24 protein-coding genes are annotated in these 26,373 nt (G+C 72.2%); 18 read left to right on the top strand and 6 right to left on the bottom strand.

The genetic code is table 11. The features are described 5' to 3' along the window. Positions 1-77: 77 nt before the first annotated feature. Both ACRAKH_RS08970 and ACRAKH_RS08965 read left to right on the top strand, forming a co-directional pair. Positions 78-965, top strand: a complete 888-nt coding sequence (locus tag ACRAKH_RS08970; protein ID WP_447009732.1) for a phosphotransferase — start codon at positions 78-80, stop codon at positions 963-965. A gap of 275 nt (positions 966-1,240) precedes the next feature. After that, positions 1,241-4,495, top strand: a complete 3,255-nt coding sequence (locus ACRAKH_RS08965; protein ID WP_380719944.1) for a S8 family serine peptidase — start codon at positions 1,241-1,243, stop codon at positions 4,493-4,495. A gap of 42 nt (positions 4,496-4,537) precedes the next feature. On the opposite strand, the gene hemQ is transcribed toward ACRAKH_RS08965, so the two are convergent. The 3 genes from hemQ to hemE are packed head-to-tail and all read right to left on the bottom strand — an operon-like array spanning position 4,538 to position 7,736. Then, complete coding sequence (hemQ, locus tag ACRAKH_RS08960) at positions 4,538-5,230, bottom strand: hydrogen peroxide-dependent heme synthase (protein WP_380720039.1); 693 nt, start codon at positions 5,228-5,230, stop codon at positions 4,538-4,540. Positions 5,231-5,256: 26 nt separating this feature from the next. Continuing rightward, positions 5,257-6,675 carry a protoporphyrinogen oxidase gene (hemG, locus tag ACRAKH_RS08955; RefSeq protein WP_447009731.1) on the bottom strand — a complete coding sequence of 473 codons (1,419 nt, stop codon included), beginning with the start codon at positions 6,673-6,675 and terminating at the stop codon, positions 5,257-5,259. Further along, positions 6,672-7,736: a uroporphyrinogen decarboxylase gene (gene hemE, locus ACRAKH_RS08950; protein ID WP_380719949.1), complete on the bottom strand. Its 1,065-nt coding sequence runs from the start codon at positions 7,734-7,736 to the stop codon at positions 6,672-6,674. Before hemE ends, hemG begins: the two co-directional genes overlap by 4 nt. Positions 7,737-7,820: 84 nt before the next feature. Between hemE and ACRAKH_RS08945 the strand changes: the two genes are divergently transcribed. Then, complete coding sequence (locus ACRAKH_RS08945) at positions 7,821-8,357, top strand: DUF3000 domain-containing protein (protein WP_380719951.1); 537 nt, start codon at positions 7,821-7,823, stop codon at positions 8,355-8,357. 145 nt (positions 8,358-8,502) lie between these two features. Here the strand turns inward: ACRAKH_RS08945 and ACRAKH_RS08940 are convergent, their stop codons facing one another. Further along, entirely contained in the window at positions 8,503-9,666 is a 1,164-nt protein-coding gene (locus ACRAKH_RS08940; protein ID WP_380719953.1) for a dipeptidase, read from the bottom strand. A 254-nt stretch (positions 9,667-9,920) separates the two neighbouring features. Between ACRAKH_RS08940 and ACRAKH_RS08935 the strand changes: the two genes are divergently transcribed. Together ACRAKH_RS08935 and ACRAKH_RS08930 are read left to right on the top strand one after the other, a co-directional pair. Then, positions 9,921-10,637, top strand: a complete 717-nt coding sequence (locus ACRAKH_RS08935) for a response regulator (protein WP_015099292.1) — start codon at positions 9,921-9,923, stop codon at positions 10,635-10,637. Positions 10,638-10,704: 67 nt separating this feature from the next. Then, positions 10,705-11,952 (top strand): HRDC domain-containing protein, encoded by a 1,248-nt coding sequence (locus tag ACRAKH_RS08930; protein ID WP_380719955.1) that lies wholly within the window; start codon positions 10,705-10,707, stop codon positions 11,950-11,952. Position 11,953: 1 nt separating this feature from the next. Here the strand turns inward: ACRAKH_RS08930 and ACRAKH_RS08925 are convergent, their stop codons facing one another. After that, on the bottom strand, positions 11,954-12,754 hold the full coding sequence (locus ACRAKH_RS08925; RefSeq protein ID WP_380719958.1) for a MerR family transcriptional regulator: 801 nt from the start codon (positions 12,752-12,754) through the stop codon (positions 11,954-11,956). Positions 12,755-12,838: 84 nt separating this feature from the next. On the opposite strand from ACRAKH_RS08925, the gene ACRAKH_RS08920 reads away from it, so the two are divergent. The 13 genes from ACRAKH_RS08920 to ACRAKH_RS08860 all read left to right on the top strand — a co-directional run bounded on the left by ACRAKH_RS08920 (position 12,839) and on the right by ACRAKH_RS08860 (position 25,905). Beyond that, complete coding sequence (locus ACRAKH_RS08920; RefSeq protein ID WP_380719960.1) at positions 12,839-13,747, top strand: hypothetical protein; 909 nt, start codon at positions 12,839-12,841, stop codon at positions 13,745-13,747. Then, positions 13,744-14,193: an ABA4-like family protein gene (locus ACRAKH_RS08915; RefSeq protein ID WP_380719962.1), complete on the top strand. Its 450-nt coding sequence runs from the start codon at positions 13,744-13,746 to the stop codon at positions 14,191-14,193. The genes ACRAKH_RS08920 and ACRAKH_RS08915 overlap by 4 nt, the downstream gene beginning before the upstream one ends. An 84-nt stretch (positions 14,194-14,277) precedes the next feature. Beyond that, positions 14,278-15,498 (top strand): thiolase family protein, encoded by a 1,221-nt coding sequence (locus ACRAKH_RS08910; protein ID WP_380719964.1) that lies wholly within the window; start codon positions 14,278-14,280, stop codon positions 15,496-15,498. After that, a complete protein-coding gene (locus tag ACRAKH_RS08905) occupies positions 15,495-17,606 on the top strand; it encodes a 3-hydroxyacyl-CoA dehydrogenase NAD-binding domain-containing protein (RefSeq protein WP_380719966.1) in 2,112 nt (703 codons plus the stop codon). The genes ACRAKH_RS08910 and ACRAKH_RS08905 overlap by 4 nt, the downstream gene beginning before the upstream one ends. A gap of 561 nt (positions 17,607-18,167) precedes the next feature. Then, positions 18,168-18,536 (top strand): PE domain-containing protein, encoded by a 369-nt coding sequence (locus ACRAKH_RS08900; protein WP_447009730.1) that lies wholly within the window; start codon positions 18,168-18,170, stop codon positions 18,534-18,536. After that, positions 18,533-19,123 carry a DUF3558 domain-containing protein gene (locus ACRAKH_RS08895; protein ID WP_380719970.1) on the top strand — a complete coding sequence of 197 codons (591 nt, stop codon included), beginning with the start codon at positions 18,533-18,535 and terminating at the stop codon, positions 19,121-19,123. Before ACRAKH_RS08900 ends, ACRAKH_RS08895 begins: the two co-directional genes overlap by 4 nt. A 10-nt stretch (positions 19,124-19,133) precedes the next feature. Beyond that, entirely contained in the window at positions 19,134-20,432 is a 1,299-nt protein-coding gene (locus tag ACRAKH_RS08890) for a PPE family protein (RefSeq protein ID WP_380719972.1), read from the top strand. Beyond that, on the top strand, positions 20,429-21,223 hold the full coding sequence (locus ACRAKH_RS08885) for an ESX secretion-associated protein EspG (RefSeq protein ID WP_380719974.1): 795 nt from the start codon (positions 20,429-20,431) through the stop codon (positions 21,221-21,223). The genes ACRAKH_RS08890 and ACRAKH_RS08885 overlap by 4 nt, the downstream gene beginning before the upstream one ends. 268 nt (positions 21,224-21,491) lie before the next feature. Further along, complete coding sequence (locus tag ACRAKH_RS08880; protein ID WP_380719976.1) at positions 21,492-22,193, top strand: hypothetical protein; 702 nt, start codon at positions 21,492-21,494, stop codon at positions 22,191-22,193. After that, positions 22,190-22,516 carry a hypothetical protein gene (locus ACRAKH_RS08875; RefSeq protein ID WP_380719979.1) on the top strand — a complete coding sequence of 109 codons (327 nt, stop codon included), beginning with the start codon at positions 22,190-22,192 and terminating at the stop codon, positions 22,514-22,516. The genes ACRAKH_RS08880 and ACRAKH_RS08875 overlap by 4 nt, the downstream gene beginning before the upstream one ends. Then, complete coding sequence (locus ACRAKH_RS08870; RefSeq protein ID WP_380719981.1) at positions 22,513-23,277, top strand: hypothetical protein; 765 nt, start codon at positions 22,513-22,515, stop codon at positions 23,275-23,277. The genes ACRAKH_RS08875 and ACRAKH_RS08870 overlap by 4 nt, the downstream gene beginning before the upstream one ends. Next, positions 23,274-23,777, top strand: a complete 504-nt coding sequence (locus tag ACRAKH_RS08865; RefSeq protein WP_380719983.1) for a hypothetical protein — start codon at positions 23,274-23,276, stop codon at positions 23,775-23,777. The genes ACRAKH_RS08870 and ACRAKH_RS08865 overlap by 4 nt, the downstream gene beginning before the upstream one ends. Before the next feature lie 142 nt (positions 23,778-23,919). Continuing rightward, entirely contained in the window at positions 23,920-25,905 is a 1,986-nt protein-coding gene (locus tag ACRAKH_RS08860) for a GmrSD restriction endonuclease domain-containing protein (protein ID WP_380719985.1), read from the top strand. A gap of 168 nt (positions 25,906-26,073) precedes the next feature. Here ACRAKH_RS08860 and ACRAKH_RS08855 read toward each other — a convergent pair whose 3' ends face one another. Continuing rightward, the gene (locus ACRAKH_RS08855) at positions 26,074-26,370 is read right to left on the bottom strand and encodes a hypothetical protein (protein ID WP_380719987.1); all 297 of its coding nucleotides are present in this window, start codon (positions 26,368-26,370) and stop codon (positions 26,074-26,076) included. Positions 26,371-26,373 lie beyond the last annotated feature (3 nt).

The raw sequence follows: 26,373 nt of genomic DNA, 5'->3' as shown, positions 1-26,373 counted from the left end.
GACGTCGGGGGCGCTCGTCGCGCGCGAGCGCCCCCGACGCCGGCGGGTTGACCGGACGAGTGAGGACGGGGTGATCCGTGATCGACGACCGACTCGTCCGCGACCTGCTGCGCGACCAGCACCCGGACCTCGCCGACCAGGACGTCCGGTTCGCGGCCACCGGCTGGGACAACCAGCTGTGGCGGCTGGGCGACGCGTTGGCGGTGCGCCTGCCGCACGCCACGGAACGCGGCTCGTCGCTGCTCGTCAAAGAGCACCGGTGGTTGCCCCTGCTCGCCCCGCGCCTCCCCCTCCCGGTGCCGACGCCCGTGCGGATCGGCCGGCCGTCCGCGCGCTTCCCCCACCACTGGACGGTCGTGACGTGGGTTCCGGGCGATCCGGCCGACCGGGCCCCGATCAGCGACCGCGGCGCGGCCGACGCGGTGGCGGGCTTCCTCCGGGCGCTCCACCGGGAGGCGCCCGCCGACGCGCCGACCAGCTTGAACCGCGGCGGTCCGCTCGGCCCGCTCACGCCCGAGTTCGACGGGGTGCTCCGCGCCGCCGACCTCGGCACGTCGGCCGGCGACGTCCGGCAGGTCTGGCGCGACGCCGTTGCCGCGCCCCGCTGGGGAGGTCCGCCGGTGTGGCTGCACGGCGACCTCCACCCCGCGAACGTCGTCGTCTCGGACGGCGCGCTCGCCGGTGTGATCGACTTCGGCGAGCTGTGCGCGGGCGACCCGGCGACGGACCTCGCGGCGGCGTGGCTGCTCCTCCCCGCGGGCGCGGACGCCCGGTTCTTCGACGCGTACGGGGCTGCCGACGAGGCGGTGGTCCGGCGCGCACGCGGATGGGCGCTCCTGCGCGCCGCCGTCCTCATCGCCGTCGGCGACGCCGGTGAGCGCGGCCTCGCGGGCGGCAAACCGACCTGGGGACCGGCCGGTCGGCGGGCGCTCGACCGCGTCCTCGCGGCCGCGTCCGGCTCCTGATCGACGCTTGCGAGATCAACTGACCGGGTCGGGAACGCTCACTCGGACGGCCGCCACCGTCCGGACCAATCGGTCGACGAGCCGTGACGACGTTGCCCTGACCGGGTGGCGGAACTCCCCACCAAGAGACGCTGACGTCACCCTGACGGCTGGATAGCGTCGAACGTGTTGGGGGGTTCGGCAGTTCCTGTTTCACCGTCACCGCCGTGAGTCAGGCGGGCCTTCCGACTGCGCGTTTCCGCCACGCGGACAACCGGATTCGGGAGGATTCTGTGTTGACCACAAGATCACGAAAGCGCCGGGCGGCCTGGGGGGCCGCCGTCCTGGCGGCCGGTCTCGCCACCGGCACGGCGACGGGGGTCGCCACCGCCGCACCCGACGAACCCCGCCGGGCCGGCGGCGCCGGCGTCGGACCCGCCGTCACTCTCGTCACCGGCGACCGGGTGGTGCTCGACGGCGACACGTTCGGCTCGTTCCAGGCCGGCCCCGGCCGCACCGGGATCGGCTTCCAGACGTTCCACCGGGACGGCAGGCTGCACGTCGTCCCGCGCGACGCGGTGGCCGCCCTCGCCGCCGACAAGCTCGACCTCCGGCTCTTCGACGTGACCGGGCTGGTCGAGTCCGGCTACGACGACGCCCGGCGCGACACCGTGCCGCTCATCGTCACCCGGCACGGCGACGCGCAGCTGACCGCCGCGGGCACGCACGTGACGCGTCAGCTGCCCGCCGTGCGCGCGGTGGCCGCGACGACCGCCAAGGCCGAGGCGGCCACGGCGTTCCGGGCCCTGGTGGACGACCCGTCGGTGGCCAAGGTCTGGCTCGACGGCGTGCGGCAGCCCAGCCTCGACCGCTCCACCGCCCAGATCGGCGCGCCCGCCGCGTGGCAGGCCGGGCACACCGGCAAGGGCGTCAAGGTCGCCGTCCTCGACACCGGCGTCGACGGCGCCCACCCCGACCTCGTCGGCCGCGAGGTCGCCGAGCGCAACTTCACCGAGGACCCCGACACCACCGACGAGGTGGGCCACGGCACGCACGTCGCCGCCACCGTCGCCAGCTCCGGCCCGAAGTACCGGGGTGTCGCGCCGGACGCGCAGATCCTCGACGGCAAGGTGTGCGTGGTCAACGGCTGCGCCGAGTCCTGGATCCTCGACGGCATGCAGTGGGCCGCCGACCAGGGTGCGGACGTCGTCAACCTGAGCCTCGGCGGCACCGACCGGCCGGGCCTCGACCCGCTGGAGCAGGCCGTCAACACGCTGTCGGAGTCCACCGGCACGCTGTTCGTCATCGCGGCGGGCAACTCCGGCCGTCCCGGCTCTGTCGGGTCGCCGGGCAGCGCGGACGCCGCGCTCACCGTCGGCGCCGTCAACCGCGACGACAGCATCGCCCCGTTCTCCAGCCGCGGCCCGCGCGTCGGCGACGGCGCGGTCAAGCCCGACGTCACCGCGCCCGGCGTGGGCATCGTCGCGGCGAAGTCGAGCGCCGGCCGGATCGGCGACCCGGTGGGCGACGCGCACGTCTCCATCTCCGGCACGTCGATGGCCACACCGCACGTCGCCGGCGCGGCGGCGCTGCTCGTCCAGCAGCACCCCGAGTGGACCGGCGCGCAGGTCAAGGCCACGCTCATGGCGTCGGCGAAGATCAACCCGGCACTGACCGCGTTCGACCAGGGCGCCGGCCGCGTCGACCTCGGCAAGGCCATCACCACCACGGTCACCTCCGAACCGGCCACCCTCGCGATGGGCCGCCAGTCGTGGCCGCACGACGACGACACCCCCGTCACCAAGGAGCTGACCTACCGCAACAGCGGCACGCAGCCGGTGACGTTCCCGGTGTCCGTCGACGCCAAGGGCCCGGACGGCAAGCCCGCGCCCGCCGGCCTGTTCACCGTCAGCCCGGCGACGGTCACCGTCCCGGCCGGCGGCACGGCCACGGTCACCGTCACCAGCGACACCAGGGTGAGCGCCGTGGACGGCGCGTTCGCCGGCGCCGTGGTCGGCGGCGACGTCGTCCGCACGCCCGTGAGCGTCGACCGCGAGCCCGAGAGCTACGACGTCACCGCGGAGTTCATCGACGCCGACGGCAAGCCCACCGCGGAGTACAGCGGCGTGGTGATGGGCGTGGACAACGACGTCTTCGAGTTCCTGTCCGGCGGCGGAGGCGCCGTCACCACCCGCCTGCCCAAGGGCGAGTACATGGTGCACGCCGACGTGTTCACGGGCGACCCGCAGGACATGCGGATCGCCGTGCTACCGCGCCCCAGCCTGACCGTCGCCGGCAACGCGAAGGTCACGTTCGACGCCCGCACCGCGAAGCCGGTCGCCGTCACCGCGCCCGACCCGGCCGCCAAGCCGATCCTCGGCGACATCGGCCTCACCCGCCGCAGCGGCGACCGGACCATCGGGTTCGGCGTGGCGTTCCTCGACGGGTTCCCCGCCGGCGCCACCGTCGGCCACGTCGGCCCGACCCTGCCGGACGACCAGCTCAGCACCATGATCTCGGCCCAGTTCCAGCGCACGCCCGTCACCGACACCCCGGAGACGTACCGGTTCTCGTGGGTCGAGACGGGCGAGGTGCCCACCGGCTTCACCCGCGCGCCCACCCGTCGCGAGCTGGCCGAGGTGCGCACGCGGTTCGGGCCCGCCCCGGACGGCAACGAGTTCGTGCACGGTGGCAACGCCATCGGGCCGGACGGCAACGGCGGCTGGTCGGCGTTGTTCCAGGTGCGGCCGGGCGGCTCGGCGGTCGACTACGTGAACACGGCCGACCTGCGGTGGAGCTGGACGCTGCTCCAGATCCGGGGCGAGTTCGACATCGTCACGTCCTACACGACGCCGGACCGGACCTACCGGCCGGGAACGTCCGTCGAGGAGCGGCTGAACTTCCCCGTCGTGGGCCCCGGCCTGCCGGTGTCGCGGTACGACTACCTGAGCCGGACCGGTGACGAGATCCTGGTCCAGGTGCCGGTGTTCAACGACTCCGCGAACAACCTCGGCGGCTCCGCCCTCGCCTCCGGGCGCACCGCCCTGTACCGCGAGGGCGAGCTCGTCGGCGAGGTGCCGGAGTTCGGCGGGAACTTCCCGGTGCCCGCGGGCGACGCCGCCTACCGGGCCGAGATCGACCACGTGCGCGCGCCCGGCATCTCCGACTTCACCACCCGGGTCGCCGGCGCGTGGACGTTCCGCTCGGACACGGCGCCCGCGGAAGGGAGCCGGAAGCTGCCGCTGACGGTGGTCCGGTTCGGGCCGCGGCTCGACGCGGACGGCGGCGCGCCCGCCGGTCGCCTGCTGCGCGTGCCGCTGACCGTGGAGCAGCAGCAGGGCGCGGACAACGGCCGCGTCCGCGCGGTCGAGGTGGAGGTGTCGTTCGACGACGGCAAGACGTGGTCGGCGGCGCCGGTCGTGGGCGGCGCGGCGCTGGTGCGCAACGCCGACGCGCCGGGCGGCTTCGCCTCGCTGCGCGCGAAGGGCGGCGACAGCAAGGGCAACACGTTCGAGCACACCGTGATCCGGGCCTACCGGATCACCGGGTAGCCGGGTGGGAGGGGCGTCCGGGCGGGCGTCCCTCCCCTCCGCTCACGGCAGGTTCGTGACGAGCTCGGCGGCCGGCACGCGGGTGCCCGTGTAGAACGGGATCTCCTCGCGCACGTGGCGACGCGCCTCGGTGCCGCGCAGGTGCCGCATCAGGTCCACGATCCGGTGCAGCTCGTCGGCCTCGAACGCCAGCATCCACTCGTAGTCGCCGAGCGCGAACGACGCGACCGTGTTCGCCCGCACGTCCGGGTAGTCCCGCGCCTCCTTGCCGTGGTCGGCGAGCATGCGGCGGCGGTCCTCCTCCGGCAGCAGGTACCACTCGTAGGACCGCACGAACGGGTACACGCACACGTACTTGCGGGCTTCCTCGCCCGCCAGGAACGCCGGGATGTGGCTGCGGTTGAACTCCGCGGGCCGGTGCAGCGCGACCTGGCTCCACACCGGCGTGGACGCGCGGCCCACGGCGGTGCGGCGGAACCCGCTGTACGCCTGCTGGACCTGCTCGACCTCCTCGGCGTGCCACCAGATCATGTAGTCGGCGTCCGCGCGCAGGCCCGCCACGTCGTACACCCCGCGCACCACGACGCCCTTGGCCTCCAGGCCGTCCAGGTACTCCTGGGCCTCGGACGCGGCCGGCCCGCGGTCGTCCGGCAGGCGGCCGGGCTCGACCCGGAACACGGACCACATGGTGTAGCGGATGGTGTCGTTCAGCTCGGTGTAGTTCAGGCGGGCCATGCCCTTCATCCTCTCACCCGGCCCCGTCAGCGCACGCGGCCGAGCACGTGAGCGGCGACACGGGCCGCCGCGGCGTCCGCGGTCGCGATGCACGCGGGGATGCCGACGCCGTGCAGCGTCGCGCCCGCCACGGCCAGGCCGGGGACCCCCGCGACCGCGTCCTCGATGCCCCGCACCACGTCGAGGTGGCCGACCCCGTACTGCGGCAGACCACCACCCCACCGGGTGACCGCGGTGTCGATCGGCTGAGCCGTGACGCCGGTGAGCTGGTGCAGGTCGTGCCGGACGGCGGCGACCAGGTCGGCGTCGTCGCGCTGCAGCAGGTGCGCCTCGCCGTGCCGGCCGACGCTGCCGCGCACCAGCACCGGCTCGCCGGCCAGGTGCGCCCACTTGCGGCTGGAGAAGGTGAACGCCTTCGCGGTGAACGGCACGCCGTCCGACGCCACCTCGCCCTCGGCGAGCAGCACGCCGGACCGGTCGGGCAGCTCGGTGCCGGGTGGCAGGGCCAGCGCCACCACCGCCATCGACGCCACCTCCACCTCGGCGTAGCGGCGTGACGCGGCGGGCACGGCGTCGGCGAGGAGCTTGCGCGCGGCGGGCGCGGGCACGGCCAGCACCACGCCGTCCACGTCGAAGCGCGTCGGCGCGGCGGCGGACCCGATCTCCAGCCGCCAGCCGTGCTCGCGGCGGACCAGGGCTCGCACCGGCAGGCCCAGCCTCACCTCGGGCTTCGACGCGTCCGCGAGCCGGGTCACCACCGTCGACAGGCCGTCGCGCAGCGTGCCGAAGACCGGCGGCCGGGCGACCCTCGGCTGGGGCGGCGCGGGCATCGTCGTCGCGGCGGCGGCCAGCAGCGACCCGACGCCCGAGTCGAGCGCGGTCGCGAGCTGCGGCATGGTGGCGCGCAGGCCGAGGACGTCCGTGCGGCCCGCGTACACGCCGCCGAGCAGCGGCCCGACCAGGCGATCTCCCACCTCGGGGCCGAACCGCTCGCGCAGCAGCGCGCCCACGGCGACGTCCGCGCCGTCCAGCCGGATCGGGGGCAGGCCGGGTTCGGCGGCGACCCGCCGCAGGCCGTCGTCGGACAGGACTTGGCGCACCGCTTCCACCGACGCGGGGACGCCCATCAGGGTGTGCGCCGGGATCGGCCGGGTGGCGCCGGCGGCGTGGATGCTCGCCGCGGCCTTGGTCGGGTGCACGAGCCGGTCGGCCAGGCCCAGCTCGGCGACCAGCTCGGCGGCCTCGGGGCGGCGGTGCAGGAACGCCTCCGCGCCCACGTCGAAGGCGCGCCCGCCGACCTCGATCGTGCGCAGCTTGCCGCCCAGCCGGTCCGACTGCTCCACCACGGTGATCTCGGCGTCCGGGCCGAGCAGGTGGCGCAGCCGGTGCGCGGCGGCCAGGCCGGAGATCCCGCCGCCGACCACCGCGACTCGCAGCGCTCTCATCTCGCCCGGTGCACCATCTCGACGGCCCGGGTGATGACGTCCGGATCGGTGTCGGGCAGCACGCCGTGGCCGAGGTTGAAGATGTGGCCCGCGGCGGCCTCGCCCTCGCGCTTGATCCGCTCGATCTCGCGCTCCAGCGCGGGCAGCCCCGCGAACAGCAGCGCCGGGTCCAGGTTGCCCTGCACCACCGGCGGCGGCAGGTCGGGCGCGGCGGCCCGCAGCCGCCTCACGGCGACGTCCAGCGGGGTGCGCCAGTCGACGCCCACCACGTCCGCGCCGGCCTCGCGCATCGCGGGCAGCAGCTCGCTCGTGCCGACGCCGAAGTGGATGCGCGGCACGCCTTCGACGCCGCCGAGCACCCGCTTGGAGTGCGGCAGGACGAACTCGCGGTAGTCGCGCTCGGACAGGGCGCCCGCCCACGAGTCGAACAGCTGCACCGCCTTCACGCCCGCGCGCACCTGCACGCGCAGGAACTCGGCCGTGATGCCTGCGAGCTTGTCCAGCAGCGCGTGCCACAGGGCCGGGTCGCCGTGCATGAGCGCCTTGGTGCGCTCGTGGTGCTTGCTCGGGCCGCCCTCGACCAGGTAGGACGCGAGGGTGAACGGCGCGCCCGCGAAGCCGATCAGCGGCACCGCGCCCAGCTCGGCGTTCAGCAGGCCGATCGCCTCGACGACCGGCCGCACCTGCTCCTCGTGCAGCTCCGGGATCGCCCGGACGTCGGCCTCGGTCTGGACCGGCTTCGCCACCACCGGACCCGTGCCCGGCACGATGTCCAGGTCGATGCCCGCGGCCTTCAGCGGCACGACGATGTCGGAGAACAGGATCGCGCCGTCCACGTCGTGGCGGCGGACCGGCTGCATGGTGATCTCGCGGACCATCTCCGGGTCCATGCAGGCGTCCAGCATCGCGGTGCCCTCGCGCAGCTTGCGGTACTCCGGCAGCGAGCGGCCCGCCTGGCGCATGAACCAGACCGGGGTGCGTGACGGCCGGCCGCCGCGCGCGGCGACGAGCAACGGGGCTTCGGCTTGGGCTTCGGTGATGTCGTTCATCTCGCCCGACATCGTCCCACGGGATGGGCGGGCGGCGTCTTCAGGTCCGGCGTGCCGCGCTCACTTTCCGAGGTTTAGGGGCCTACAGTCCGTGGTGTGACGGAGCCCGAACTGTTCCAGCGGGCGGTGGCGACGCTCCGGTCGGTGCGAACCCGGCCCGAACTGGAGTTGACCGAGGTGCGCCCGCCCCAACGGCTGGCCCCTTGGTCGTTCGCGTTGACCGCGGAGGTGACCGGGCCCGCCGACGAGCTGTCCACCGGACGGCTGGTGCTGCTGCACGACCCCGACGGGGTCGAGGCGTGGTCGGGCGTGTTCCGGCTGGTGGCGTACGTGCGGGTGGAGCTGGACGCCGAGCTGGCCGCCGACCCCCTGCTCCCCGAGGTCGGCTGGTCGTGGCTGGTCGAGGCGCTGGAGGAGTCGGGCGCCGCGTTCGTCGCCCTGGGCGGCACGGTCACCCAGACGTCGTCGGCGAGGTTCGGCGACATCGCCGGCCCGGCGCGCACGGACGACCTCGAACTCCGCGCCTCCTGGACCGCCCGGACCGCCGACCTGGCCGCCCACGGCGCCGCCTTCTACGACCTCATGGCCACCGCCGTCGGCCTGCCCCCGGTGGGCGTGAGCACGCTGCGCTGACCGCGGGCCAAGCGCGGTCGGCGTCGGTCCTCGGCGTCGGTCATGGGCACCGGTCATGGGCACCGGTCATGGGCACCGGTCATGGGCACCGGTCGTCGGCGTTGACACCGGCCGTTGACGGCGGTCGTCGGCGTTGGCGTTGGCGTCAGTCGTTGGCGCGGAGGACGCGCAGGGCGTTCAGGCCGGCGAGCTTGGCGCAGTCGTCCTCGCTCCACCCCCGGTCCAGCAGCGCGCCGATCAACGCCGGGTAGCACGACACGTCGCCCATCCCCTCCGGCAGGTAGCGCGTCCCGTCGTAGTCGCCGCCCAGCCCGATGTGGTCGATGCCGGCCACCTCCCGCGCGTGCTCGACGTGCGCCACCACGTCGTCCATGGTCACGCGCGGGGTCGGGCCGCCGGCCTGCCAGGAGTCGATGAACCGGTGCCGGGCGTCGAGGTCGTTGTGGTTCTCCCCCGCCGCCTCCATCGCCTCCTTCAGCCGGGCGTCCCACTCGGCGTAGGGCTGCGACACGAAGTGGGGCACGAACGTCACCATGCAGATCCCGCCGTTGCCCGCGAGCCTGGCCAGGACGTCGTCCGGCACGTTGCGCGGGTGGTCGGCGACCGCCCGGCACGACGAGTGGCTGAACATGACCGGCCGGGACGACACGTCGAGCGCGTCCCGCATGGTGGTCGGCGCGACGTGCGACAGGTCGACGACCATCCCGATCCGGTTCATCTCCCGCACCACGTCCCGCCCGAACGGCGACAAGCCGCCGTGCACGGGCTCGTCGGTAGCCGCGTCGGCCCACGGCGTGTTCTCGTTGTGCGTGAGCGTCATGTACCGGACGCCGAGCCGGCGCAACGCGCGCAGCACGCCCAGCGACCCGTTGATGCTGTGGCCGCCCTCCGCGCCGATCAGCGACGCTATCCGCCCGTCCCGGAACGCCCGTTCGGCCTCGTCGGCGGTGGTCGCGACGCGGAGGTGGTCGGGGTGGCGCGCGGCGAGGGCGTGGACCAGCTCCACCTGCTCCAGCACGGCGGTGACGGCTGCATCGCCCGCCAGTCGGCAGGGGACCCAGACGGACCAGAACTGCATCCCCAACCGGCCCTCGCGCGCGCGGACCAGGTCGGTCTGCAGCTCGCGCCGAACCGTCGTCAGGTCGACGACGGACACGGCGTCCACGGGGTCGCCCGGCGTTGACTTTTCACCGAATTGCCCCTCGGCGGCGAGATCGCGCAACGCCCACGGCAGGTCGTTGTGCCCGTCGACGAGCGGCACGCGTGCCAGCAGTTCCTCCGCGCGGACTCGACCCGTGGTGCTCGCCACCCGCAACTCCTAGATGTCGTCGTGAGATCCGCTCGCGTTACGCGACCTATCCAGTTGTCAGCCGATCGTGTGACAACGGGGGCCATCAGTGACAACTCATTCGGGATAGATACCCGATTGATCGTCCCGTAGACCCGCTTGGGCGGCTACGCTGCCCCAGACGACACCACTTTCGGTCGATCAGTGGCGCGGCTGATTGGACGAAAGTCCCGGTGCCGGTCGGGGGGCACGACCGACTCCAGGGAGGTAGTGACGTGGCTGCCGTCGGCTTAGGTCAGGCCGTTCGTACCACGCCAGCCGGCTCGTTGCCGGCGAACATGGTCCCGCACCCGCGGGAGGAGCTTTTTTCAGTGCTGGTGGTCGACGACCACCCACTGCTGAGGGAGGCGATATCGGCTCGGCTCACCCAGATGGGAGCCGGGACAGTGCATGAGGCGGCTTCGGTTGCGGAGGCTCGGGCGCGGGCACTCGCGACCGGACCGTGCGACCTCGCGATCCTCGATCTGGGTCTGCCGGATGGCACCGGCATCGACCTGGTCACGGAACTCCGTGCCCAGGGCTGGCCCCGCATCGTGGTCCTCGCGTCCTCCGACGACCCCTACGCGGTCAGGTCGGCCTTCCAGGCAGGCGCTCAGGCGTACCTGCTGAAGTCCGCCTCGCCGATGGTGGTCACCGACGGTGTGCGCAGGGTCCTCGACGGCGGCGTCTACGCGGACCCGAGCGTCGCGCCCGTGCTCGCCGCGGGCACGAGGGTGCCGGGCACCGACAACACGCCGCGGGAACTGTCCGCGCGTGAGGTCGAGGTCCTCCAGCTGGTCGCCGATGGCCAGAGCAACAAGGAGATCGGCGAAGCGCTCAGCCTTTCCGCGCTGACGGTGAAGTCCCACCTGTCGCGGATCGGGCGCAAGCTGGGCACCGGGGATCGGGCTCAGATGGTGGCGCTGGCCATGCGTGCCGGCGTGATCCGCTGAGCAGGTCGGCACACTGAACCGGCCGAACACACCCGCGAGTGGTGCGTTCGTCGTAGGGTCTTCCGCCGTGGACGTACCCTCCGACGAGCCAACCGAACCAACCGGTGCTGAGCCGGTGCCGCTGGTGGAACCCGCTGACGGTGTTCCGCCTGTCGTCGCCGACGCATCGTCGCTCCGGCGTGCCGCTGAGGCGCTCGCCGGGGCGACGGGCCCGGTTGCGGTGGACACCGAGCGAGCCTCGGGATACCGCTACTCGCAACGTGCCTACCTGGTGCAACTGCGCCGGGAAGGCGCCGGGACCGTGCTGGTCGACCCGATCGCCCTCGGCGGTCGCCTCGACCCGCTGGTCCAGGCGCTGGACGGGACCGAGTGGGTGCTGCACGCGGCGTCGCAAGACCTGCCGTGCCTCGCCGAACTCGGGCTGCGTCCGAGCGCGTTGTTCGACACCGAGCTGGCGGGCAGGCTGGCCGGGTTCGAGCGGGTGGCGCTGGGCACGCTCGTCGAGCGGCTGTTGGGCTACCGGTTGGAGAAGGGGCACGGTGCGGCCGACTGGTCGCGCCGCCCCCTTCCCGCCGACTGGCTGAACTACGCCGCCCTCGACGTCGAACTGCTGGTCGAGCTGCGTGACGTGCTCGAACAGGAGCTCAAGCGGCAGGGGAAGCTGGAGTGGGCCCTCGAGGAGTTCGAGGCCGCCCGCCTGGCGCCCCTGCCGCGCCCGCGCGCGGAGCCGTGGCGCCGCACGTCGGGCATCCACCGCATCCGCAACCCCCGTCAGCTCGCCGCCGTGCGGGCGCTGTGGGAGGCGCGGGACGCGCTGGCCCGGGAACGCGACATCGCGCCGGGTCGGGTGCTGCCGGACGCGGCGCTGGTCGACGCGGCCGTGCGCGGCCCGGCCGACGAGGCCGCCCTCCTCGCCCTCCCGGTCTTCCGGGGACGGGCGCAACGACGCATGGTGGGCGTGTGGCTGGGCGCGTTGCAGCGCGCCGCCGCGCTGCCGAAGTCCGAGCTGCCGGAACCGTCGCAGCAGCACGACGGCCCGCCGCCCGCCAACCGCTGGGCCGACAAGGACCCGGCGGCCGCGGCGAGGCTCGCCGCCGCGCGCACCGCGTTGACCGCGGTGGCCGAGGCGAACAACCTGCCGGTCGAGAACCTGCTGCTGCCGGACCTGGTGCGGCGCACGTGCTGGCAGCCGCCGGCGGACGTCTCGCCGGAGGGCGTCGCGGCGGCGTTGCGCGAGGGCGGTGCGCGGACGTGGCAGATCACGCTGACCGCGGACGTCCTCTCCGAGGCGCTGACGCCCAGTCCCGAGCCGTAGTTCAGGGCCTCCCGGGGTCGGCGCCGTCCGACCCCGGGCCTGAGCCCTCCCTGGCCGACCCCGGGCCTGACCCTTCGCCGGCCGACCCCGGGCCTGAGCCTTCGCCGGCCGATCCAGCGCCTGGCCCGTCCCCGGCCGCCCCTGGGCCCGGTGCCTCCTCAGCCGACCCCGTGGCCGCCTCCTCCGCCGCACGCAGCCCGGACAGCTCACGTCGCGCCAGCGCGCGCACGGCGGCCATCGCCGCGTCACCCAGCACGGTCCCCACGACGACGCCCTCCAGCGCCTCGTCCTTCGACCCCGCGGCCAGCACGTAGTCGAGGTCGGCCTCGGCCAGCGGCACGGCGGCGCGCGCGAACCCGTCCAGCAGGTCCGCGAACCCGTCGTGCCCGACGTCCCGCGCCGTGGCCAGCACGCCGACGAGCGCCCTGAACGCGTACGACTCGGGCCGGCAGCGCCACCCCTGCCGGTCCAGGAACTCCTGGACCTGCCGGTGCGCCACCTCGTCGTCCCGGCCGAGGTCGGGCGGCGCCACGGCGGCCGAGATCGTCCCCATCGCCTTGTGCAGGGACTTCTCCGGGTCGTCCAGCGCGCCGAGCACCTCGCGCACCGCCGCGATCGACAGCCCGCCGAGCTCGACCATGGCCCGCACGAGCCGCAGCCGGCGCAGGTGGTCGTCGCCGTACCGGGCCTGGTTGGGGCTGGTCAGCTCACCGGCCGGGAGCAGGCCTTCCCGCAGGTAGTACTTGATCGTCGGCACCGGCACACCGCTGCGGCGGCTCAACTCGGCGATGCGCACGGACACGCCCCTTCCTGAGACGACCCTCAGAGCGGATAGAGTAACTATCCGATAGTAGAAAGTGCTGCTATCCATCCTTAGGAGTCGTTCATGACCCGCTTCCTCCGGTGGCACCCGCCGCTCATGCTGTTCGCCCTGCTCATGGGGGTCGTCACCCTGGTCTCGCTCGCCGGCCTGGTCGTCGACGACCGGACGCTGATCGGCGCCCCGATCTGGTTCAAGCCGTTCAAGTTCGCCGTGTCCTTCGTCCTCTACAGCGTCACGCTGGCCTGGATGCTCACCCTCGCCACGCGCTTCCGCCGACTCGGCTGGTGGGCGGGCACGGTCGTCGCCGCGGCGAGCGCCGTCGAGATGGTGGTCATCATCGGCCAGGTCGTCCGCGGCAGGCGGAGCCACTTCAACACCGCCACGCCGTTCGACGACCTGCTGTGGGACATCATGACCTACAGCGTCCTGGCGCTCTGGATCATGCACGCCCTGATCGCGGTGGCCCTGCTGTTCACCAGGTTCGCGGACCGCGCGACGGGCCTGGCGGTCCGGCTCGGCCTGTTCCTCGCGCTCGTCGGGCTGGGCCTGGGCATCCTCATGGCGCAGCAGCGGAACGCGGAGGACGTCGCCGAGGGCATCCGGGGCGCGCACAGCGTCGGCGTCCGGGACGGCGGCCCCGAGATGGCGCTGACGGGGTGGAGCACCACGGGCGGCGACCTCCGCGTGCCCCACTTCGTCGGCATCCACGCCCTGCAGGTCGTCCCGCTGGTCGTGCTGCTGTTCGGCCGGCGCGCGACCCCGAAGCTCGTCTGGGGCCTCGCGATCGGGTACGCGGGCCTGATGGCCCTGGTCACGTGGCAGGCGCTGCGCGGGCAGCCGCTGCTGCGCCCCGACCTGGCCACCGCGCTCGGCGCGCTCGCCGTGGCAACCTGGACCACCGCGGTGGTGGCGAGGTCGCTGCGCGCGACCGATCGCACGGCGGAGCGCACCACGGAGGCGGCACGGGCATGACCGGGTTCCTGTTCCAGCTCACGTTCTGGCTGACGGTGCCGTTCTGGGCGCTGATGGTGTTCGCGCCGACGTGGCCGACGACGGCCCGGGTCGTGGCGTCGCCGCTGATCGCCGTGCCGCCGCTCGTGGTCTACACGGCGCTGGTCGCCGGGCACCTCCCCGAGCTCTGGGCGACGATGAGCAGTCCGGACCTGGGCACGCTGCGGGAGTTCCTGGCCACCTCGTGGGGAGCCTCGGCGCTGTGGGCGCAGGTGATCGCGTGGGACCTGCTGATCGGGGCGTGGATGTACCGGGAGAGCCGCCGGCTGGGGCTGCGCCCGCTGCTGATGGGCCCGCTGCTGGTGTTCACGATCGTCCTGTCCCCGTTCGGGTTCGCGCTGTTCCTGGCCATCCGGGCCCGCTGTGACCGACCCGACAGGGCGACCACGGTGGTTACCGACCAGTAACAGGCGCTAGAGTTGGGTTACCGATCGGTAGGAGTCGCGCCCGACCCGCTCGGGCGAATCGTCACCACAAGCGGAGGAGACGCCGTGGCCGCACCAGTAGCGCCGGCACGCGTTCGTAACGTGGTCTTCGTCGACGGCGTGCGCACGCCGTTCGGCAAGGCCGGCCCCAAGGGAATCTTCGCGGAGACCCGTGCCGACGACCTGGTCGTCAAGGTGATCCGCGAGCTGCTGCGCCGCCACCCCGAGCTGCCGCCGGAGCGGGTCGACGAGGTGGCCATCGCGGCCACCACGCAGACCGGCGACCAGGGCCTCACCATCGGGCGCACCGCGGCGCTGCTCGCGGGCCTGCCCAAGTCGGTGCCCGGCTACGCCATCGACCGCATGTGCGCGGGCGCGATGACGGCCGTGACGACGTCCGCGAGCGGCATCGCGTTCGGCGCCTACGACGTGGTCATCGCGGGCGGCGTCGAGCACATGGGCCGCCACCCGATGGGCGAGGGCGTCGACCCGAACCCGCGGTTCCTGTCCGACAAGATCGTGGACCCGTCCGCGCTCGTCATGGGCTCGACGGCGGAGAACCTGCACGACCGGTTCCCGCACATCACCAAGGAGCGCACGGACGCGTTCGCGGCCGCCTCGCAGGCCAAGTACGCCGACGCGGTGAAGAACGGCAAGATCGGCCCGGAGTTCGTGCCGGTCGCGACCCGGTCCGCCGAGCACGGCTGGGGCCTCGCCACCGCCGACGAGCCGCCGCGCCCCGGCACCACCGTCGAGGACCTGGCGAAGCTGAAGACGCCGTTCCGGCCGCACGGCCGGGTCACCGCGGGCAACGCGGCGGGCCTCAACGACGGCGCCACCGGCTGCATCCTGGCCGAGGAGGAGACCGCGCGCGAGCTGGGCCTGCCCGTCGGCATGCGGCTCGTGGGCTACTCGTTCATGGGCGTCGAGCCCGAGGTCATGGGCGTCGGCCCGGTGCCCGCCACCGAGAAGGCCCTCAAGCGCGCCGGCCTCACCATCGAGGACATCGGCCTGTTCGAGATCAACGAGGCGTTCGCCGTGCAGGTGCTCGCCTTCCTCGACCACTTCGGCATCGCCGACGACGACCCGCGCGTCAACCAGTGGGGTGGCGCGATCGCCACCGGCCACCCGCTCGCGTCGTCCGGCGTGCGCCTGATGACCCAGCTGTCGCGGCAGTTCGCCGAGCGCCCCGACGTGCGCTACGGCATCACCACCATGTGCATCGGCATCGGCATGGGCGGCACCGTGATCTGGGAGAACCCGCACTGGAACGGAGAAGCCAAGTGACCGCGTTGACCGCCGACGAGGCCAAGGCCCTGTTCCCCGACGAGGTCGTGACCCACGCCCGCACCAGGTTCGTCTCCGTGCCCGGTGTCGACGGCAAGGTCGCGCTGATCACCATCGACAACGGCCACGACCACACCCGGCCGTCCACGTTCGGCCCGCAGTCGCTCGTCAGCCTCAGCGCGGCGTTCGACGAGGCCGCGGCCGCCTCCCCGGCCGCGATCGCGGTCACCGGCAAGCCGTTCATCTTCGCCGTGGGCGCGGACCTGACGGCCGTCGAGGGCGCCACCGAGCGGTCGCAGGCCGTGACCATCGGCCAACTCGGGCACGACGTGTTCCGCAAGTTCACCGACTCGCCCGTGCCGACCTTCGCGTTCGTCAACGGCGCGGTCATGGGCGGCGGCCTGGAGCTGGCGCTGTCGTGCCACTACCGGACGCTGACGTCCAACGCGGCGGCCATCGCGCTGCCCGAGGTGTTCCTCGGCCTGTTCCCCGGCTGGGGCGGCACGCAGCTGCTGCCGAACCTGATCGGCCCGAACGACGCGGTCACCGTGATCTTCGAGAACGCGTTGAACCAGAACAAGATGCTCAAGCCGAAGCAGGCGCTCGACCTGGGCATCGTGGACGTGCTGTTCGACTCGGCCGACTACCTGGAGCAGTCGCTGCTGTGGCTGGCCTCGGTGGTGCGCGGCGACGTCGTGCCCGCTCGCCGTGAGATCGACCGCGGCGAGGGCTGGGACGCGGCCGTGGCGCGCGCTCGGGCCATCGTCGAGGGCAAGACCAAGGGCGCCGCGCCGGGTGCGCTGAAGGCCCTGGAGCTGCTGGAGCTGGCCCGCGCCAACGACCTGGACGCCGGGTACGCGGCGGAGACCGAGGCGCTGGCGGACGTCGTGATGAGCGACGAGCTGCGGGCCGGGCTGTACTCGTTCAACCTGGTGCAGAAGCGGGCCAAGCGGCCGGCGGGCGCGCCGGACAAGTCGTTGGCGCGCAAGGTCACCAAGGTCGGCATCGTCGGCGCGGGCCTGATGGCGTCGCAGATGGCGCTGCTGTTCGCGCGGCGGCTGGAGGTGCCGGTGGTGCTCACCGACATCGACCAGGCGCGCGTGGACAAGGGCGTCGGGTACGTGCACGCCGAGGTGGACAAGCTGCTCGGCAAGAAGCGCGTCTCGCCCGACCAGGCGAACCGGCTGAAGGCCCTGGTGAGCGGTTCGCTGGACAAGGCGGCGTTCGCGGACGCCGACTTCGTCATCGAGGCCGTGTTCGAGGACCTGGGCGTCAAGCAGAAGGTGTTCGCCGAGGTCGAGGAGCACGTCTCCCCCGAGGCCGTGCTGGCGACCAACACGTCGTCGCTGTCGATCACCGAGATGGCGTCGGGCCTGAAGCACCCCGAGCGGGTCGTGGGCTTCCACTTCTTCAACCCGGTCGCGGTCATGCCTCTCCTGGAGATCGTGCGCGCCGGCCAGACCGACGACGCGACGCTCGCGACCGCGTTCGCGGTGGGCAAGCAGCTCAAGAAGTCGTCCGTGCTGGTGAAGGACGCCCCGGCGTTCGTCGTGAACCGGCTGCTGACGCGGTTCATGGGCGAGGTCGTGAAGTCGATCGACGAGGGCACGCCGTTCGAGGTGGCGGACAAGGCCACCGAGCCGCTGGGCCTGCCCATGTCGCCGCTCATCCTGCTGCAGCTCGTCGGCCCCGCCGTCGCGCTCCACGTGGCCGAGACCATGAACCGCGCGTTCCCCGACCGGTTCGGCGTGTCGGAGAACATGAAGGAGTTCGTGGCCGCCGGCAAGACCGCCGTGTACCAGTGGGACTCCGCGGGCAAGCAGTCCGTCGACCCCGAGGTGCAGGAGCTGTGGGCGTTCGGCGACAAGCCGTTGACCGGTGAGGAGGTCTTCGCGCGGGCGCTCGAAGCGCTCGCCGAGGAGATCCGCATCATGCTCGACGAGGGCGTGGTGGCCGAGGCGCAGGACATCGACCTGTGCATGCTGCTCGGCGCCGGCTGGCCGTTCTGGCTGGGCGGCATCACCCCGTACCTCGACCGTTCGGGCATCTCGGAGAAGGTGACGGGCAAGCGCTTCCTCGCGCCCGGCGTCGCCTCCGTGCCTGCCTGATCCTGATCGCACGCCTACCGCGCCCCGGTCGCCTCTTCGGCAGCCGGGGCGTGGTGCTTTCCGAGGGCCTGTGCCGGAGCCCGCGGCGGCGCCCTGCTCTCAGCCACCGCCTGACTCAGGCGAGTGAACGGCGTCGATCCGAACGCGCCGGGCCAGAACCAATCAGGTGGAATTTCCCGCTCGCAGTCGAACACGCGTGCGTTATTGGCCGGGCGTCCGTTCCGGACCTGTGGTCACGAGAGGCGAACGTTTCACCCCACAGAAGCGTTAACGTGAAGATCGGACCTTTCCGGCGTGATGGCGACCCGTGCTTCGCAAGGGAACCAGAAGAGCAGCCCAAATGCCGTAGTTCTGCTCTACCCGGCCGCAGGCGGCACACCGGTAACGACCAACACCGCTTACGTCGACCGGCCGAGTCAATAGACAGTCAGTAGTCGTGTACGCCATTCAGGGGGCGCACGCGAACTGCGGACCATCACGTTGTCCCCCATGAGAACCTGTATACGCACAGTCACGCCTTGACCCACATGTGAGCCGTTCTCGCGAGGGGGAGGGGGCACCATGCCGTATCAGCGTGCCGACGGATCAGGGGGATCTCCAGCACCGGCCTCGACCAGCATGCAGGTGGAACCGGAGAAGGTGCTGGACCTGATACGTCGCTACGAGGACGTCCGCAACGACGTGTTGGACTTCTTGGACGCGCACCGGGATTCCCTTTTCGGACGTCCGCTCGCCGATGACGAGATCTCCGCGGACGCCGCCAAGGTGTTCACCGACCATTCGACGCTCGCGCTCGACGTCACGAACAAATTCCTGGCCGAGTTGAATGCCAACATCGAGCAGCTGCTCGCGGCGGCACGGACGTATGGTCTTGTCGAGGACGGCAACACCGAGGCGATCCACAAGATCCACGAGGTCGCCGACCGATGAGGCCCCGGACAGCGGAGCTCGGTGTTGTTCTCTGCGCGGCGGCGGTTGTCGTGCTCGTCGCCGGGTGCAGCAAGACGATTTCCGGCATCCCGCTCCCGGCCGGTGGCGCTGGCGCTTTTCCGGGCACGTCGCCTTCGTCCGTCTCGTCGCCGGACCGACCACGTGAGATCAAGCTCGACGGCGCGGAGCCCTGTGGCCTGCTGACCGAGGAGCAGCTGCCCGCGTTGCAGATCGACCGGGCGGGGCGGGTCGTGGACAACGACTTCTACCAGACCAAGGGCTGCTCGTGGACCGTCATCGGAGCCAGCAGCCGCCTGGTGCCCGTGACGGCCGAGGGGATCTCGGTGTGGACCGAGGGCAAGCGGGCCGGCCAGGCGGCGGAGATCGATCCGGTGCGGGACTTCCCGGCCATCACGGTGACCCTGCCGAACGACGGAGGCCGCTGTGACGTGATGGTCGACACCGCCGAGGGCCAGTACCTCGTCGCGAGCTTCACGGTCGTGCCCACGTACGAAGACCGCTTCCCCAAACCCTGCGACGGGGCGCGGAAGTTGGCGGAAGCGGCGATGGAGAACCTGCTGAAATAAGGGGGCGGCAATGGCGACCTGGGAGAACGGCTTACGCAGACGCCGAACGGACGGACGCATCGGGAACCACAACTTCGACGCGCAGACGCACCAACAGCTGTACGACAAGATCCACGGTGGCCCCGGCTACCCGGCCGCGCAGACCGTGGACGACGCCTGGGCCAGGTTCCTCACCGTGATGAAGACCGCCCAGGTCGAACTGGAGAGGGCGATCCGCGAGTCCGGCGCGGTGTGGCAGGGCGCGGCGGGCGAGCGGTTCGCCGCCGGCAACACCCCGCTGGTGCAGTGGGCCGAGGACGCCCGCGCCGCCGCGATCGTCACCCGGGAGTCGCTCGAAGCGCAGGCTTTGTCCTATGTGGACGCCAAGGGCAAGATGCCGGAACCCGTCGAGGTGACCTCGACCGCCAACGACGACTTCTGGGGCGTCCCCGCCGGTTTCACGCACCTCGTCGGAGGTCAGACCGACCAGGACGTCGAGGAGGCCCGGGCGCAGGAGGCCAAGCGCCTGGCCGTGGCGGTGATGAACGGCTACCGCGACCGGGCGTCGGCGGCGGTGGAGTCCCTCGGCGAGTTCGTGCCGCCGCCGTCCGTCACCACGCAGGTGGTCGAGCCGGCCGCCGTCGAGCGGAGCGAGGTCGTCCAGACGACCCGGACCACCACCCCGGAGCGCACGCCGACGTCCGATCGGGAAGCGCCCGGCTCGGTCGAGCCGTCCGGCCCGGTGGCGCCGTCGGGTTCGGTGGTGCCGTCGGGTTCGGTGACGCCGGAGGACAAGGACGTCGGCCGCACCGCGACCTCCGCCGTGACGACCCCGTCGGACTCCCCCTCACGGCCGACACCGGGTCCGGTCACGCTGCCCCAGCAGGCGTCCGCTCCCCTGACTTCCGCCGCACCGGTCGGCATCGTTCCGCCTGGGAGCCGGCCCACCGCGTCGTCCCCGAGCCACCCCGGCCGTTCGTCCGGAAAGGCGGCGAGCGGCGGCGGCGCGGGACGTGGAGCGGGCGCGATGAAGCCGTTCTCGCCGGGTCTGCCGGGAGGTGGCCGCGCGGCCCCGGCGCCCGGTCCCGGCGGGTCGACCGGCATCGGCAACGACGCTCAGGTGAACCGCGCGAACGCCGCCGCGACCGTGCGCGGCTCGACGGGCGGCCCTCCGCTCACGGCGGGTCTGGCCGGCGCACCGCAGTCCGCCCAAGCCGACGACGACGTCGAGCACGAGACCGCGCCGTACCTGCAGGAAGTGGACGACGTCTGGGGAGTGGACGCCATCCCGCGCGTCGCACCGCCGGTGATCGGGGAAGACGACCGGTGACGGTCACGCTGTCCCGGTTGGAGTTCGAGCTGTGCTGGGACCACCTGAAGCCGGGCGACTACCCCACGATCCTGTCCATCCCGTCCCACGGCGCCACCGCGGACGAACGCCGTGCGCTCTTCCAGGACGCGTGGCGCGGCCTGGAGGCACGGGGCCTGGCCGCACGGGGCGCCCTCGACGTGCGCCTCGCCGACTGGCTGACCCTGCTGGCCCACCCGGAGCGCGAGGTCGACGCACGGCTGCGCCTCGACGGAGGTCCGCGGGTGCGCGCGGTCGCCGCCGCCGGGCAGGGTCACGCCGTGCTGGCCGTGCTCACCGCCGACGGCCTGAGCCTCGCCGGCATCGACGAGGCCGCGCTGGCCGCGTCGGTGGTGGCCCTGCTGCCGCCGCACCCGACGCCCCGCTCACGGTCGGTCAGCGTGCTCGCCGCCGATCTCGACCGGGCGGCGGCCGTCGCCGGGCAGTCGGTGGCGCGGATGGAGAACGCGTTGCGGGACAGCGGATTGGCTCGTGCGGACGCGCAGAAGATCGCCCAGGTGCTCGGCGGCGTGACGCGCATGGGCCAGTTCGGCGCGGCCGCGCGGTCCGTGCGGCACGGTCGGTTGGGGCCGCGACGGCGCGGCTCGTACGCGGTGTCCTTCTACGACGACGCCGAGGGTCGGTGGCAGTTCACCCGCCGGCCCTCCGGCGACGGCCGGGAGTGGGCCACGCTGAGCCCGGCCGACCACCCCCGGCTCGTTCACGCGGTGGCGGAACTGGTCGCGTCGACCGACGCGGTCTCGGCTCGCTGACCTTCGGCGGACTCCTGATCGAGCTGGTTGGTCAGGAGTTCTGCCATCGTCATGCCCTCCACGGGCTTCTCAGGCGTCACCGGTTCAGCCTAGGGCGACAGCCGGAACGACAACACCGCGATGGCCACGTGGGCGAGGCACGCGGGTCGCTCAGCCGAACGGGTGGAGAACGCACCGACTGACCGGAACCACCGACGATTGCGTACCGATCTCCGGCGAACGCGCGCTACGTTGCGAAATCGTCTGATCACCGACCGCAAGGGGAACCGTGAGCGGCGAATTCAGATTCGGCTTCGAGGAGAACGACGAGGGGGACCAGCCACCACGGCGGTCGCCGGACCAGCCCGACGCGCGGGACGACCTCCTGACGGGCCGCGACCCCGACGGCGTGGTCGCCGTGGCGGTGAACGACGAGGCGGAAGTCCAGTCGGTCACCATCGCGGCGGGGTGGAAGCAGGCCGTGGACCCGCGTGCCCTCGGCGGCGCGGTGGTCCAGGCCGCCAACGCCGCGACCGTGCAGGCGTTGGCCAAGCAGGCGGAACGACCAACGGCGCCTCCGCCGTCACCACCACCCCAGTCGCAGCCGCAGCCGCAGTCGCAGCCGTCCGAGCGCATCACGCCCGAAGACGCGCTGCGGCTGATCGACGCCGTCAACAACGACCTGGACCGGTACACCCAGCGCATGGCCGAGGTCGTGGACCGGCCCACCACCGCGGAGAGCAGGGGAGGTCACGTGCGCGGCACCGCTCGCCGGGGCCAGGTCGTCGCGCTGGACGCCGACCCCGCCTGGACCCACACGGCGAGGGTGAGCGAGATGCAGCACGAATTCCTCGAGGTCCTGCGAACCCTGCACGCCCGCGGCGTCCCCGCCGACCTCGCGCAGGGGCCGCGAAGCTCCGCCATCGCCGAGCTCACCGCACTGATCAGCGATCCGAACACATTGCTGCGCCGAGTGGGGTTGCTGCCATGACCGACGTCTCCGTCGCCCTCGACGCCATGCGGTCCGACGCCATCGCGTGGGCGACCGCCGCCGACAACCTCGACGGTCCCCGCGAAGCGCTGGGCGGGCTCGCGCTGACCGGCGCCGACGTGTCCATGTGGGCGGTCGACAAGGGGTTGGACCGCACCTACAACGACGCCCGGGAAGCCTTGGAGGACTTGCTCGTCCAGGCGACGCAGGCGTTCCGCGGCCTCGGCGAGAGCCTGCACGCGGCGGCGAACACCTATGAGGCGGAAGAGGAAGCCAACCGGCACGCCATGAACAGCATCCACACCGAAGGCGGTGGCCGATGAATCCCCTCGTGCGGGAAGCGCACCGGCAGACCGAGCGGATCGACCAGGAGACCAGGAAGTTCTTCGAGCAGGTCAACAGCGTGATGAGCTGGGTGCCCGCGCCGCTGGAGCACCTGGTCGACCCGATCCTCCGCAACCTGGCGCTGCTCGACCGGAAGCTGCGCGAGTTCTGGGACCGGGTCAACCAACTGCTGGAGCAGCCGGGTGATTCCGACCGGCTCAAGCAGGTCGGCGAGCAGTGGGTGACGCGGGTGGGCGGCGCCCTGGGCGATGTCACCGGCACGATCGGCCTAGACAAGCTCCGCACCACGATCGAGTGGGAGGGCCGCGCGGCCCGCGTCTACCAGGCGACGGTGCCGCCGCAGGCCGCCGGGCTCAACGCGATCAAGGACGTCGCCGGGCAGATGCGCTCGTCGCTCACCAGCCTGGCGAACTCGATCGACACGTTCTGGATCGCGATGGGCCTGGCGCTGGCGGGGTTCGCGATCGCCATCGCGACCGCGGTGGCCGCCGCGTTCACCGTGGTGGGCATCCCGGCGGCGATCGCGGTGATCCTCACCGCGGTGGCCGGCGGGTTCGCCCTCATCACCACGACGGTGCTGGCGCTGGAGTCCCACGTGAACACGATCGAGGTCGAGCAGGCCGCGATCCGGCAGAAGGTGCGGGACCTCGGCTCGACGTGGGCGATGCCGAACACCGCGGACCTGGCCGACGCGAGTGTGACGGACGGGGACGGTTCGGACTGGCGGCCCGGCTCGTGACGCACCCGGGCGGACCGTCGCCGTACCTGTGGCTGCCGGCCGCGCGGGTTCGCGAGGTGCAGGGCCGGTGCGCCGTCCTCGCGGCGGTGGGCCTGGTGGCCAGCCTGGTGCTCGTCTCGGCGATAGTGGGGTTCGGCCGTGCCCTGCCCACCGCGCACCACCCGGTCAACGCCATGGTCTGGGGCGTGGGGTGCGCCTCGGTGATCGGGCCGTTCCTGTCGTCGGTCAGCATCGCCCTGGCCCGGTCCTACACGTGGGGCGAGCAGTTCGACGTCGTCCGGATGTGGCAGGCCCGGCGCGCGTTGACGGGCGGCTGGGTGAGTTCGAGCCTGTTCGTCCCCGTGTCCTGGTTCCTGCTGGTGATGACGGCGCAGAGCGGCAAGGCGCCGGTCGGTCTCAGCGTCGGCGTGCTGGCCTACCTGCTCCTGCTGGCCATGCCTTCCGCGGTGGCGGCCGTCCTCTTCTTCGCCGGACGCGCCGTGCTGCCCGCACCCCGTTGACGTTGTGCAGGTCCGCAGCCTCGGCCCGTCGGAGCCGGTCGAGGTGGGCGGACGCCGCAGAGCATGATCGACCTGATAACGGTGCAGCACTGTTCGGCGATGACATGCCCAGCACCGAACCCCTACGGCGGGAGCCGCTTGGATGCCTGTTGACAAGACCGAACGCGAGGTCAGAACTCTCGTCAGCCAGATCGAACAAGGCGAGATCAGGCTGCCGGAGATCCAACGCGGCTACGTGTGGAAGCCGACCCAGGTCGCCAAGCTTGTCGAGTCGCTCTACCGCGGCTATCCGTCGGGGTCGCTGCTCTTCTGGCAGACCGACGAGGTGCCGCAGACCAGGGAAGCGGCGATCAGCGGTCCGGCGGGCAAGTCCGCTGTCGTGCCGCTCTACCTCCTGGACGGTCAACAGCGCGTGACGTCGCTGCACCGGGTGCTCACCGACCACCCGCAGGCCGTTATCGTCTTCAACGTCGAGACCGAGAAGTTCCAGAACCAGAGCGCGGCGACGGCCAAGGATCCCCGGTGGATCAAGGTCTACGACGTGCTCAAGCCCGAGGCGGATCAGTACCAGCTCGTCGGTGAACTGCACGAGCGCAATCCCGACATCCCGCCGGGCGAGATAAGCAAGCGGCTGCAGAAGCTCGCCGCCGTCCCGGGTCACAAGTTCCACATGGAGGTCCTGCGCGACTTCCCCTACGACGAGGTCACGCAGATCTTCGTACGCGTGAACAGCGGTGGCCGGTCGCTCAAGACCTCGGACCTGGCGCTCGCGACCCTCTCGGCACGGTGGCCGGGTGTGCTCCAGAAGTTGGAGGACGAGGCGAAGCACTGGGCAGACCGCGGGTACGGCGACATCGACGTCACGTTCCTCACCAGGGCCCTCACCGGCGCGGTGCTGGGACGTGGCCTGTCCGCCTGGTCGCACGCACGCCTGGTCTCGGCGACCGACGACGAACTCGACCGCGGCTGGGCCACGGTGCGGCGAGGGCTCTGCCACCTCGTCTCCCTGCTGCAGAACAACCTCGGCGCATCGCACAGCAAGCTGCTGCCGTCGATGGTCGTCCTGCTGCCGCTGATCGTCCTGCTCGGTGAGCGAGAAGACGAGCACCTGGACAGCGGCACGGCCGACGCCATCCTCTACTGGTTCCTGGCCGCCACGATCCGCAACCGGTACAGCGGGTCGACCGACACCCGGCTCGGGCAGGACATCCCCGCGGCCCGCACGGACGACCCGGTGCGCCACCTGCTGGACAACCTGGGCGTCACCGGGGGCGTGTCGATCGGACCGGACGACCTCGCGGGGCGGACCGTCGGCAGCCCGTACTTCTTCCTGAGCTTCCTGGTCGCCAAGGAAGCCGGGGCCAAGGACTGGTGGGGCGGCATCGGCATCTCGGCGGCGGCCGAGGGGAGCCAGTCGCTGGAGTACCACCACATCCACCCGCAGGCCACGCTGAAGAACCACCCCGAGAAGTACAGCAAGGGCGAGATCAACGACCTGGCCAACCTCGCCTTCATCTCTGGCAAGGCCAACCGGAAGATCAGCCACAGGTCGCCGCGCGACTACTTCCCGACGCTGGGTGACCAGGAGCTGACCGCGCACCTCATCCCCCTGGACGAGGACCTGCGTGACGCGGACCGCTACCGGTCGTTCCTGAGCGAGCGGCGACGCCTGCTGGCGGACGCGATGACCGGCCTGCTGGAGAGGTTCAGGCCGGCATGGCTGTCACCGGCCTCCAAGTCGACCGATCCGTTGTCCGGGGCCGTCCTCGAGTTCGAGTGGTACGACAACACGACCGGTGACGACGTCCTGTTCGCGCGGGCACGCACGAACAGCGGCACGTGGTCGGGGACGATGTCCGCCGCCGACCTGGAGGACGTGGTCGCCGCCGCCGAGGCCGGGGTGGACGGCGACCTGACCATCGCGGGCGAGAGCGCTCCGGTCCGGGTGCAGGACGAGTTGCTCGAAGTTCCGATCGGTCCGTTCGTGGTCACCGGCACCCTGCCGGAGTGGCGCAAGGTCCTCGACCGCGAGCGCGGCGACAGCCGCCCGGTCGCGGCCCTCACGGACCCCGGGGTCAATCGTTGGGAGGGTGAACGCCTAATCTTCCCCGTGACCAGCGTCGACTGACACGGCTGGGGTTCAGCGGGCGCTCAACCGGCGCTGGGACGACAGTTCCCCGCGCGGTGCCGGAGTTGTTGAGCCTCACCGGCTGATCGGACTCGACGGACCCCTGATCGACCTGGTTGGTCAGGGGTTCCGCCATCGTCATGTCCTCGACGGGCTTCTCCGGCGTCATCACTTCTTCCGCTCGATACCGGCAACGTCGAGGATGCTTTCCTCCGCGACGCCGTCGAACGGCATCAGCGCGAGCCGGAGATCACTGCGCAGCGCGCACTCCGACGACTCGCACACGCCGCACCGGCCCGCCTTGTCGAGCGGGTGCGTGCCCAGGCAGGTGGTCACCGCGCCGACCAACCGGTGCGTCTCCGCCCGCGCCATCTGCAACGACTTCCGGTCGGAGTTGTAGAGCACGCCGACCAGCACGGCCGCCAGATGCCGCCGCAGCACTCGATCTTCTTCAACGATATTCATGGG

Source organism: Saccharothrix hoggarensis, assembly GCF_052936025.1.
Note: the sequence above shows the minus strand (reverse complement) of the source record. Positions and strands in the feature narration are given on the sequence as shown.